Below are 12,581 nucleotides of genomic sequence, written 5' to 3'. Positions count from 1 at the left end.
AATTAAGTATTGCCACAGTAAGAATAAGAAAAACAATACCTAAGTATATTATAACAGTAGTCAGATTATTTGATTTTGTGGTTTCATATTGATATTTGATAGGGTGGAAGTATAGTTCTTTCAACGGAATTATCTTAAATTCTTTATTCCATCCTTTTTCGTAGGAAAAATAATCTTTTTTCAGCCCTTCTAAAATAGACTTTTCTTTCGCTTTAAAGTTTGTGTTTTCCTTTTCTAAAAAGAAAATATTATAAGATGCGTTATTCCAGCTGTTTAGGATATCGTCATCTCGTGTGTTATCTAATGACGAATAACTTACTATATAGTCGGGTTGATTGAATTGCGTGTTTTTAGGAAAATTCTTAAATATTCCTGTAACCTTATAAGAAATATCATCTATTATTACACTCTCTCCTGTTGGATTTCTTTTTCCAAATTCTTTATTTGCCATGGCTTCTGAGAGTAATACAGTACTTCTCAGGCTAAGGGCTTCTTCCGTATTCCCTTCTTTTAGTTCAAAATCGAACATGTCGAAAAAGTTATGTTCAGCAAACATTATTTTTGCAATGTAACTTTCTCCACTTATGGGTTTTATAGTATGCTTCTCTGTGTATACCCTTGTATAGTAATCTACTTCGGGGCACCTGTCTTTTATATAGTCGGCCAGTTTGTTGGGGAAGGTAGTGGAATTTTCAGATACTACGGTCTTGATTCTATCTTTCTTGCTATGGAAATTATCCATAGAAAACTCATGATGAACATGACAAGCAATTAGTATAACCAATGAAATTGATATAGCAAATCCAATGATTGTAACAGCAGTATATAGTTTATTTCTGGATAAGAATTTTCGATAAGTATTTATGTTCGTTATAATCGAATTCATTATTTATACCTTAGTGTGTTTTATAAGAATACTAAAATATGCAGAATAGAGCAGCCCGTGTTTTGCAATGAAATTACTTCATATAATTGTTACTACTCTACTCTGCAATGATTCACTAATTACCGCTTATAGTTGAGTTTCAGCTACAACTTTACCATCAAATAGATTAATTATTTTATGAGCAAACGAAGCATCGTGCTGAGAGTGAGTCACCATTACTATTGTAGCTCCATCTTGGTTCAACTTAGTCAACAGGTCCATTACATCTAATCCATTTTTAGAATCTAGGTTACCTGTAGGCTCATCGGCAAGAATCAATTTAGGATTGGCTACAACTGCACGCGCAATAGCAACACGTTGTTGCTGACCTCCCGAAAGTTGATTTGGAAAGTGTCCCGAACGGTGGCTAATATTCATTTTCTTTAAAGCTTCTTCTACACGTTGCTTACGCTCCGACGATTTGATATTCAGATAAACTAATGGTAGTTCTACATTTTCATATACGGTCATTTCTTCGATAAGGTTGAAACTCTGGAATATGAATCCAATATTTCCTTTTCTAGTCTGTGTCCGTTCTTTTTCTTTCAGGTTGCCTACTTCTTTTCCATCAAGAAGATATTGTCCGGAAGTTGGGTTGTCGAGTAGTCCTACTATATTCAGTAAGGTTGATTTTCCACATCCCGAAGGTCCCATAATAGCAATAAATTCACCCTGTTTCACATTGATGTCTATTCCATTTAATGCTACTGTTTCTATTTCTTCGGTGCGAAATACTTTTGTTAAATTATTAATCTGTAACATAGTTCGTAATTTTTTTTGTTAATATTTTTTTTATTCATTTTTCAATATTGTAATAGGATTGGCTGTTGCAGCTTTCCACGTCATATAGCTTACTGATATAAGAGTGAGGAGGGCAATGATAATACCGGCTAGTGCGAATGTCCACCAATTAATGTCTATCCGGTACGAAAAATCCTGTAGCCATTTAGATATTGCATAATAAGCGATAGGGTTTGCTATAACAAAAGCGATGAGAACTCGTACCATAGAACTTCTATTCAACATTAAAAGAATCTCCATCTCAGTAGCACCATTTACTTTTCGTATTCCTATCTCTTTTTCTTTTTGCTTGATCATATACATCGACATTGCAAATACTCCCATTATGCAGATTATAATGGTTAGCAACGTGAAGGCTGTAAGGATTAGAGACAGCTTTTGTTCTCTTTCATACCACTTCTGAATAGTATTATTCACAAAACTAGCATCTGTTATTTCTCCACCATTGTATTTCGAGTACTCTTCCTGTATCCTGTTGGCAATAGCAAACATATCGGAGTTATCTTCTATCTTGATTACGATATGCCAAGGAAATATATTGTTAGTCAACTTGCGTATTCGGTAATATTCTACGTTTTGATACAATGATCGGAAGTGCATATCGTTTAATATTCCGGCTATAGATACAATATTGTTATGTCCTAAATCGATGGTCATATCATTTTTGTTGGTTAGGGGCGAATTGAATGCGTTTCTGTTTATCCAGAACGTTTTGTCAGTCGCTGGTATCCCGGTCTCTTCTATGGTTACTCCAAAAATTGAGAAAAAATCAGAGTCTACAATTAATTCTTGGAAACTATACTGTTGACCATCTTTTTCAAAAGACATATTATTTCCACCATCGATAGGAGTTCCACATGCATAAGATACTTTTTCTATTCCTGCAATTGAGAGTAATTTGTTTTTGAAGCCTATCGTTTGTGTAGTATCCAGTACATTATTAATGATCAAAATACGATCCTGATTATATCCCATTTCATGATTGACCAAAAAGTTTGATTGTTGCCAGATAAAGAAACTACAGATTAATAGCGCTATTGCAACAATATATTGAAATATAATGAGACTTTTTGAATATGTGGTTTTAACTTTTTTCGAAAATGTACCTTTAACTACTTCTAATGGGCTAAATCCTGAAATTACTAGTGCCGGAATCAGACCAGCAATGAATGTTATAAGTAAAATTAGCAGGAAAAATAGAGAAATAATAGGAAGTGTAAATTGTTGTGCTAATTCCAATTTAGTTGTTAATACATTATTGAAAAATGGTTCACTCAGAAATGCTAAGATCAAGCCGATTCCAAAAGTTATAAGAGTCATAAATAATGATTCCCCCAGTAGCTGTAATACGATACTTTTCTTACTGCTTCCCAACAGTTTTTTTATGGCAGCTTCCTTTCCCCTAAATCCGGATTGAGCAACAGTCATGTTTATATAATTGAGAGTGGCAATAATAAGTATCAAGACAGCAATACCGATATAAATCTTGATAAGATTTTTACTGTTTGTTTTGATATCGAGAGACCATGATCCTTTCAGTGTGAAATAAACATCTTCTAGAGGAATAAACTCAAGTTTGTCCGTAAAACCATTTTTATAATACCAAAAGTTTTCTTTGAATAGCCCTAGCAGCATTGGTATTTTATCAGATAGCTTAGTGCCTTCTTTTTCTAAGAAATACATTGTAAAGCCAAAATTGTCGCTACTGTCGAGTATCCAACTTCCCCCCCAATAATATATAATATTCGAATAAGGCAGGATAAAGTCGCATTGCGGAATTTGTGAGTTTTGCGGAATTTCTTCCATAATACCCGTTACAGTATAATCATGTTCGTCGATAGTTGTGGTTTTGCCGATAGGATTATCACTGCCAAATACTTTTTTTGCAAAAGAAGGAGTGACAACAATGGACTGTTGCGAAGCTAATACTTGCGACGAGTTACCTTCGATAAGCCTGAAAGAAAAGATATTGAAAAATGTAGAGTCGGCAAATAAAGCTGTAGATCTGAATTTATCGCTTCCCTTTTTGCCCACAGCCACAGATCGAGACAAAATCCGCACATATGCTTCGACTTCCGGACACTTATCTTTGACAAACTGTGCAACCGGATTCCCAAAGCTAGCAGTATATTCATGAGTCATTAAATATATTCGGTCTTTTTTCTCATGAAAATTATCAACAGACATTTCTTGTCTTGCATATAGGCTCAACAATATGACAAACATAAGTGATATAGAAAACCCAAAGATAGAAACAAAGCTATAGAGCTTGTTTTTAGACAAGAACTTAAAATAGGTTCTGAGGTTTCTGGTAATCATAATTAATAATTTTTATTCTGATTTTAATGAATCAACAGGGTTTTGTATTGCGGCTTTATAACTTTGCCAACTAACGGTAGCAATTGTTATAATAAGCACAATAACTCCTGTTATAGGAAATACCCACCAATGTATATTTGAACGGTAAGCAAAATTATCGAGCCACTTGTCTACAATATAGTAAGCCAATGGAATCGCAATCACAAATCCTATAGCTAACTGATATAGTACGTTTTTGTTGATGAGGAACATTATTGAACTTTCAGAAGCTCCGTTTACCTTTCTTATGGCAATTTCTTTGGCTCTATATTTTGTATTGAATGTTACTAAGCCGTATACACCCATAATGGCGATCAGAATTGTAATGATACTGAAGATTCCTACAAGTTTTGCAAGATTATTTTCGTTACGGTATAATTTTTCTAAGTTTTGATCTAAGAATTCCAGCTTCAAAGGCTCTTTGCTAAAATTTTTCCATGTTTTTTCTATGTAATTGATAGTTCCTTTAATATCAGATCCGGATAGTTTTAAGAATAATAAAGAGTTCCTGCTATCTCCTAATGTAACAAAAGCCATTGGACGAATAGACATTTTTAGACTTTCAAAATTGATATTCTTAACAACTCCCATCACTTGTGCTTCATGCTCAAATGCCGGAAATTCTTTTCCTATAACATCGTCAGGTGTAAAACTATGCTCAAGAAGAAATTCTTCGTTAAAAATTATTTTCACTTTTTCAGGGTTATTTAATACAGGGAAATCATCTCCGGCTGCCATTGTTGCTCCAAAAAATTGCAGATAATTATCTGCTACCGGCCATGACATTAAATTTACTTGTTTTCCCAGCCAATTCCGTCCCCAGCCCATTTGTACATTGCCGGGGGAAAATTGTGCAGCTGTATAATCAATTATACGGGGATCTTGGAGCATTTTCTCTCCAAACTCTTTATATTTTACTCCTGTGTTTCGTAAATTAATAAAAGCTATATTATCTTTTTGTATCCCCCACGAATAATTCAACATGTAGTTGTGTTGGATTTTAATAAAAGCGGTAACTATAATTAGAATAATAGCAGCAGTAAATTGGATAGTAATTAATACTGAACGCAATTTTGATGCCGCAACACTGTTTGTACTGGTTCCTTTAAGAGCATCTATGGTGCTAAAGTTGGTAATATATTTTGCCGGGTATAGTCCTAGCAGAAAACTGAATAAAATAGCTATACCACTCACTATAAGCAGTAGTGTACCATTACTTCTCAAAGATAAATCGGCTGAAAACAATTCATAGATAGGGCTACTCTTTATAAAGCTGACAAATAATATAGCGAGTAGCAATGCGATGAACGTAAATACCGCAGATTCTGTTGCTATGATTATGCGTTGCCATATCTTTCCTGCACCTAATATATGCTGGATATTTAAGGCTTTGACTCTGGCAGGTGCCATGGCAACCGAAAAGTTCATGAAATTTATATAGGCAATAATTAAAGTGAGAACCCCAATACCTAATAACGCTAAAGTTGTATTTAGGTCGCCATTACCCATCGTCGGAAACTCAAGATGGATACTAGTTAATGGAATAGCTGAAGCTATTACTTTTTTTGCAGGATCACCTTCCATCTCTTTGGCAAACTCTTGTCCCCAATAGGTGTCACTCTTTAAGAAATTATCAAATTTCACTTTGTTTTCCGAATTTACCTTCATATAAAGATTAAAACTCCATTCCGATGGTGAATTCTCTGGCAAATACATAAATAAGCCATTCTTCAGAGAACAGTTTTCGGGAAAATCTTCTATTACTGCACGAATTGTATAGGGTGTTTGATTATAGTATCCTATTACAGTTTTTCCTATAGCAGATTTCTCTCCAAAAAGCTTTTTCGCTACTTTTTCGGAAATAGCCAGATTATTTCCTTCTGCAATTCCTGCGGCTAAATCTCCCTCCACAACAGTGGGAGTGAAAATATCTATAAAGTTTCCTCTTACAGAAGTTAGCTGTTCGTCAATTGCAGTTTCCGGATCAGAATCCTTATCGTATATTTTTAACCCTCCTTTTTGGATTGTTGTATAACTCTCTACTAATGTCGTTTTTGTAGGCAATTCATCTCCTACCTGAGTTGAGAGCCAGCAAGCAGCCTGATCTCTAGATGGATAGTAATAAGACATCAGATATATATCATCTGCATTTTTAAAGTTCCTATCATAACTAAAATCATAATATACTTGTATAGCTAAAGTTATGAATACAGAAAACGCAGCTGACAACCCAATAATATTTAATATACTGGAAGTCTTGAAACGTTTAAGAACGTAAATAAAATTTCGTAAGATGAATTTCATATTATTCAGACTTTAATGATTCGACAGGGTTTTTTGATAGAACATTAAGGCTTACTCCTGAAGTTGTAATTATAGCGATTATAAACTGTAATAGAATAGGGCCTGCAAACAAACCTATTTCCAGTGAAATTCGATTTGTGTAATTATTTAGCCAATTGGACGAAATATAATATATTATAGGTATTGCTATAGCGGCAGCAATGGAAATCCATTTAAAAATATTGATAGAAAGTGTTATAAATATAGCTTGTACACTTGCTCCATTTACTCTCCTTATCGCGATTTCTTTTGTGCGGCGAGCAGTAGTAAATGTATGGATAGCCAGTAAGCCAAGCATAGAGATAAATATGGATAATATAGCGGCATAAGATAAAATTTTAGACTGAGTTTTAAGATCATCAAACTTATCATTATATACATCTTCACTCCACGTAGGCGATAATATAAACTCAGAGTCGATTTTTCTAAATACTTTTTCTACTATATCTTTAGCCTCATTTCTATTAAGGTTGTCATTAAACTTTATATAAAGAGCCGATCTAGTTCCCCAAGCACTGCTAAAAACAATAGGGGCTATTTCATCCTGAGGTTGTCCATATATAAAATTCTTAACAACACCTATTATTTCATTTTGTCCTTTATAATCTACTGTGGTACCTACAACAGGAAGGCTTAGTCCTAGCATCTGTATTGCAGCTTCGTTTAGTATGATCGATTCCTTATTCTTAGGGTCATCTTCGGAAAAGAATTTACCTTCTATCAATTCTAATCCCATTATTTCGCATATGCCGGGCTCCATTCGGTATTCGTTGATATTTAGTGTCTTTTCGTCTCCTAATAATTTTATGCCTTGTCCGCTACCACTTCTTCCAAATGTGTGTCCTGCTGTACTTACGCCAATTATACTTGGTATATTTTGCAATTCTTGCTTGATGGCGCTAAGATTATCAAAAGATTTTTTGTTGAGATAAACCATCATTACTCCTTTTGGATTATAGCCTGTAGGTAGGCTTTGTAAATAGATTGTTTGTTGTGTTACCACAAAAATATATGATAGCAATACGATAGATACAACAGATTGAAATATAACTATAACCGCTGCAAGTCTGCGTTTCGAGAACTGTAGCCTTTTTGCTAAAATGTCGAGAGGATTGAATTTAGCCAGATAAAATGAAGGATAGCTGGCGGATAGTATAATTGTTAGGATGTATAGTATAATTATGCTAACGAGAAATGTAGGATTTAGTAGTTGAGATAATTCAATGTCTCTTTTTATTAATTTTGCAAAATAAGGTAAAATAAAAGATATGATAACAAAGGCTAAGATGAAAGCGAGTAAAACGATAATAGCTATCTCAGAAAAAAATTGTTTTATAATGTCTTTCTTTTCAGCTCCATTTGCCTTTCTTACACCAATTTCAACACTTCTGGTTTCCCCTTGTGCTATAAATAGATTTACGAAGTTTGTTATAGCCAATAGTAGTATGAGTATAGCCACCAGAGATAATAGCCATACAAAGCTCATTTGACTTTTTTTCCCTAGAGTACTAACCGATTTTGTGTGTAGATAGATGTCGGTAAGTTTTTCTGTCACACCATATGCATTTCCGGAAAAGCCTTCTAAAAAAGCTTTAACTTCTTTTGTATATTCTTTTTCTATTGATTTAGAAACATCGTCAACAGACATTTCTTTAGCTATTTTATAGAAAGTAAAATATTCGATGGAAGGATAATTGGTATCATCTTCTAGTAAAATGTCAAATGTGAAATGGGTATTTTTTGGTAGTTCCTCTACAACAGCAAGAATTGTATATTCAAGGTTATTGATAGATATCTTTTTAGTTAAAGCTTGTTCTGTTTTTCCAAAGATAATTTTTGCATATTTAGATGTGATAATTGCTGTATGGGGGGCAGATAAAGCAGTTTTACTTCCTTCTACAAATTTCATATCAAAGACATCAAAAAAACTTGGTTTGGTATATAGGGCTGCCAAATCGAGAAAGCGTTCTTTTTCGTGAACTACTTCTATTTTTCCTCCTTTATATATTTGTGTAGAAGCCTCTATACCAGGAACCTTAGCTGGGACTTCTGTCGTCGCTTTATTGGTACAGATCGGCATTTGGTTTTTCTGTCCCTCAAGTTCCATAACTGTATTCAGGCTAATAATTCTGTCACTATCTTTAAAATGCTTATCGAAACTCAGTTCAGTCTGAACAAATAATATTAACATAATAGCAACAGCAAGTCCTATAGTAAGCCCACAGACGTTGATAACCATAAACAGACGAGAACGCTTGAAACTTTTAAATATATCGCTCAAATTCATAGTAATTTTAGTTTAAGATTAATTCTTGTATTTCTCCATAGTTGTCGTAGCTAGATGTGATAACTTTTTCTCCGGGTTCTAATCCACTAGTTACTTCATAGTACATAGGATTTTGGCGACCTATTGTAATATTTCTTCTTACGGCTTTACTTCCGTCGGATGTAATTACAAATATCCATTGACCTCCGGTGTATTGATAAAAAGCTCCTCTTGGTATTAGTACAGCTTCGATAGGTTGTCCAAGTTGTAGGTTGATGTAGTAGGTCTGACCGGCGCGAATATTATCGGGGCGTTCGCCTACGAAAACGAAATCTGTCTTAAACTGTTTCTCACGTACTTCGGGATATGCTTTTCTGACACGCAGGGCATAGTTTCTGTCTTGGCGCTCAAATGTTGCGTCTAGTCCGGTACGTACTCGGTCAATGTAATGTTCATCGATAAGCGCTTCTACCTTGTAGTCGGATAGCACACTTATTTGGCCCACTTTAGCACCTGTACCCACATTTTGTCCTATTTCAACTTCTAATAAACCTAACTGGCCATCTACCGGAGCTTTGATATTTAGGTTCTCGCTTCGTTGACGTACTAAGAGCATATTACGACGCATATTTTGCAAACTTTCTTCCATCTGGTCGACTTGTAATCCTCTGTATATGGAATCCTGCTTTTGTCTATCTAAAACAAGCTTTAGCCCATTTACAGAAAATTCATAATCTTCTTTTGCTTGCAAATAGTCTTCTTTTGATGTTAATTTTTCGGCATACAATTGTTTATACTGTAGATATTTTCTTTTTTTGCGATCCACATCAAGCTCTAGCTGTAACCTTTCTTGTCTTAGTCTCAGCTTTTCTTGCTCCATTGTAACCTGTGTATTCCGTAAGAAGTTTTGTTTTTCGGCTAGTTGAGCTTCGCTGTCAAGTATATTAAGACTAAGCATTGGATTGGTTAATCGAACGATTATCTGCCCGGCCTTAACTTGCGCACCTTCCTCTACTAGTTTTTCTTCTACCATTCCACCTTCAATAGCACTAAGTTGAACTATATTGATTGGTTGTACCTGTCCGTTTATACGTACATAATCGTTAAATTCTCCTTTGGTGACAGATTGAATGCTTATCTTATCTTTTTCTACGTTTAGTTTTGAAGAATGATTCCCAAAAATCAGCCATCCGGCAACAAGTATAATCAATATCGCTCCGGCAATGTATGGAATATGCTTTTTTTGTATTCCTTTCTTTTTTTCTATTTTTCGATCCATTGTCATATCTAGTGTTTTTTTTATTTTTCAACATATAAAGGTTCACCCATATAGTAGCTTACAAGTTTATGCTTGAGATGGTATTTATATTTTGCATTTAATTCTTCGGCTTTAGCTTGCATTAGTCTATTAGAGCTGGTATGCAATATAATGGGGTCAATCATTCCCTCTTCATATTTTCGTTGGTTTATTTTATGGGCTATTTGAGCAGCATCCTTGCGTTTTACGGCTTGTTCATATTCATCTACCTGTCCGTTGGTGTCAGCGACAGCCTGTTCGATATCACTATATAATTTTCTTAATATATCGTCACGATCTGTCTGTGCCATATGCATCTGTGCTTTTGCTTTTTTTACACTTGCTGAACGCGAGAATCCACTGAAGATGGGAATAGATAGGGTGAAGCTTATATATTCTCCTCTTTTATTTTTTATCTGTTCCTGAAAAGATGCATAGTCAGAACCATCCATATTTCGGAAGAAATTTGAGGATATTCCGGCTCCCATCGAAATACGCGGCATAAGATTTCCTTTACTGGCTTTATAATTTAGCTTCTGAATAGTAAAAGCAGATTCGGCTGCTTGTGCTTTTGGATTGAATAACCGAGAGCCTTCGTAGATGCTCAATGGAGTTTCTATTATTTTATCTATCATTTTAGAGTAGTCCTCGCTGAGGATATTCAATTCTTCGTCGATAGGGAAATTCATTTTTTCTTTCAATAGAATAGTTCCGATTGTCAACAAATTCTTTTGCCGGGTTAGGTTATATTTGTCCTCAGCCTGTTTCGATTCGGCTTCAGCCACATCGGAAAGTCCTTTTAATCCGAGTTCTTCCATCCGTTTCAACTGTTCTAAACTTTTTGTGCTTTCATCCACTTGCTCCTTTCCGATATCGACCATATCTTTATAGTATAGTACATTCAGATAAGCTTCCATTGTTTCATAAGCTACCATATCTTTTGCTTCCTCCAACTGCTGCTTGCCTTGTACTTTACTTATTCTTCCGATTTTTACTTTAGCATAGTTTGCTAATCCATCGAATATTGTTAATGAGGCAGATAGGTTATAATCATTACCGAATGAATTTACATCAATATAGGTGTTTGTTTCTCCGTCTAGCCCTCGACCAAAATTAAATCCTGCTGAAGTATTGGCGTTAATATTAGGTAAGAGGGCACCAATGGCTTCGAGATAATTTTGATGATAAATTGAATTTTGTTGTTTTTGTTTATTTGTCTTGGGACTATTGGCTACAGCGTATAGTATACAGTCGTTGAGTGTCCACTTTTTTTCTTGAGCATGTGAATTGCTAATCGTTGCTATTGTAATAAGAATTAAGATCAATTGCTTCATGATAGAGAATATTTTTCTTTTATATAATTTATTCTAATTTCGTGCCAAAAGGATTAAGATGTTGTTATATATGTGTTTATGAGTTTTATCTTAAGCACAAAGTGTAAAATAAGTTTACACTTCCTGTAATTTTTTTTACACAACCTTTAGATAAATTATTTCTCCTGATAAGAGAAAAAGGGTAATCTTTCTTTTATATCGTTTTTATGAAAAAAATATGTAATTTTGCTATCGATATTCTTCAGGGCAGGGTGTAATTCCTTACCGGCGGTGATAGTCCGCGACTCCTTCATAAAAAAAGGATTGATTTGGTGAAACTCCAAAACCGACAGTTAAAGTCTGGATGGGAGAAGGATAAAGATAATGAACATATTATCTACCGATTGGCGTATGCCTGTCAGTATGGTGTTATGTGTGTACTTCCCCTTCTTTTATTACCCTGTGTTAGAGTATGAATTTTAATTATTAATGAAACAGGGTAAACAAATGAAAACAATCAAAGATTTTGGAACAGATTACAAAGAACGTGTCGAAAATGCAGTAAGTAAATTACAATCGGGAAAAGGAATTATACTTGTTGATGACGAAAACAGAGAAAATGAAGGTGATATAATTTTCCCTGCCGAAACAATTACTGTTCAAGATATGGCTTTAATGATTCGAGAATGTAGTGGAATTGTTTGTTTATGCCTAACTCCTGACAAAAGTCAAAGGCTTGAGCTACATCCGATGGTAAGCCATAATACAAGTAAAAACCAAACGGCTTTTACTATATCGATAGAAGCAAAAGAAGGAGTTACGACAGGAGTTTCGGCTGCTGACAGGGTTCATACGATAAAAACAGCGATTTCAAAAAATGCTAAACCGATAGATCTTGCACATCCGGGGCATGTTTTTCCTTTGATAGCAAGAGAAAAAGGTGTCATTGAAAGAAGGGGACATACAGAGGGTAGTATAGATCTTGTAAAATTAGCCGGATTAGGAGATACTTCTATATTATGTGAGCTAACAAACCAAGATGGAACTATGGCAAGAATGCCCGAAATAATCGATTTTGCGGAAAAACATAATATGTCGGTTGTTTCAGTCGATGATATTTATAAATACAGAATATCAGAAGAGTCGTTCAAAGAGTGAAAATTAAAAAAGAGCAATATTGTTAGTGCATTCTTTTATAACGAAGCCCCTTCTATTTTGGAATAGAAAGGGCTTCGTTATATATAATTAATTTATAAGTTGCTTACAATGAGTGTTTTA

Annotated in this window: 8 protein-coding genes and 1 riboswitch; of the genes, 1 reads left to right on the top strand and 7 read right to left on the bottom strand. The window is 34.6% G+C overall.

Annotated features, from left to right (window positions below; genetic code table 11):
- From JGH11_RS08690 to JGH11_RS08660, 7 genes are all read right to left on the bottom strand, one after another.
- Nucleotides 1–886 (bottom strand): ABC transporter permease (locus tag JGH11_RS08690; protein WP_201111191.1); only part of this gene is annotated, 886 nt, incomplete at its 3' end.
- A gap of 126 nt (nt 887–1,012) precedes the next feature.
- Nucleotides 1,013–1,687: an ABC transporter ATP-binding protein gene (locus JGH11_RS08685; protein ID WP_201111190.1), complete on the bottom strand. Its 675-nt coding sequence runs from the start codon at nt 1,685–1,687 to the stop codon at nt 1,013–1,015.
- 30 nt (nt 1,688–1,717) lie between these two features.
- Nucleotides 1,718–4,045, bottom strand: coding sequence for an ABC transporter permease (locus tag JGH11_RS08680; RefSeq protein WP_201111189.1), 2,328 nt, complete (start codon nt 4,043–4,045; stop codon nt 1,718–1,720).
- A 12-nt stretch (nt 4,046–4,057) separates the two neighbouring features.
- On the bottom strand, nt 4,058–6,388 hold the full coding sequence (locus tag JGH11_RS08675) for an ABC transporter permease (protein ID WP_201111188.1): 2,331 nt from the start codon (nt 6,386–6,388) through the stop codon (nt 4,058–4,060).
- A gap of 1 nt (nt 6,389) precedes the next feature.
- Nucleotides 6,390–8,714: an ABC transporter permease gene (locus JGH11_RS08670; RefSeq protein ID WP_201111187.1), complete on the bottom strand. Its 2,325-nt coding sequence runs from the start codon at nt 8,712–8,714 to the stop codon at nt 6,390–6,392.
- A gap of 7 nt (nt 8,715–8,721) precedes the next feature.
- Complete coding sequence (locus tag JGH11_RS08665; RefSeq protein WP_201111186.1) at nt 8,722–9,972, bottom strand: efflux RND transporter periplasmic adaptor subunit; 1,251 nt, start codon at nt 9,970–9,972, stop codon at nt 8,722–8,724.
- A gap of 20 nt (nt 9,973–9,992) precedes the next feature.
- Nucleotides 9,993–11,324: a TolC family protein gene (locus JGH11_RS08660; RefSeq protein ID WP_201111185.1), complete on the bottom strand. Its 1,332-nt coding sequence runs from the start codon at nt 11,322–11,324 to the stop codon at nt 9,993–9,995.
- Between the two features lie 233 nt (nt 11,325–11,557).
- Nucleotides 11,558–11,683: riboswitch (FMN riboswitch) on the top strand.
- A 127-nt stretch (nt 11,684–11,810) separates the two neighbouring features.
- Here JGH11_RS08660 and ribB point away from each other — a divergent pair.
- The gene (ribB, locus tag JGH11_RS08655; protein WP_201111184.1) at nt 11,811–12,461 is read left to right on the top strand and encodes a 3,4-dihydroxy-2-butanone-4-phosphate synthase; all 651 of its coding nucleotides are present in this window, start codon (nt 11,811–11,813) and stop codon (nt 12,459–12,461) included.
- Nucleotides 12,462–12,581: the final 120 nt, after the last annotated feature.

Source organism: Dysgonomonas sp. Marseille-P4677 (assembly GCF_016652235.1).
Lineage (GTDB): Bacteria > Bacteroidota > Bacteroidia > Bacteroidales > Dysgonomonadaceae > Dysgonomonas.
This window is presented reverse-complemented; position numbering and strand designations above follow the sequence as displayed.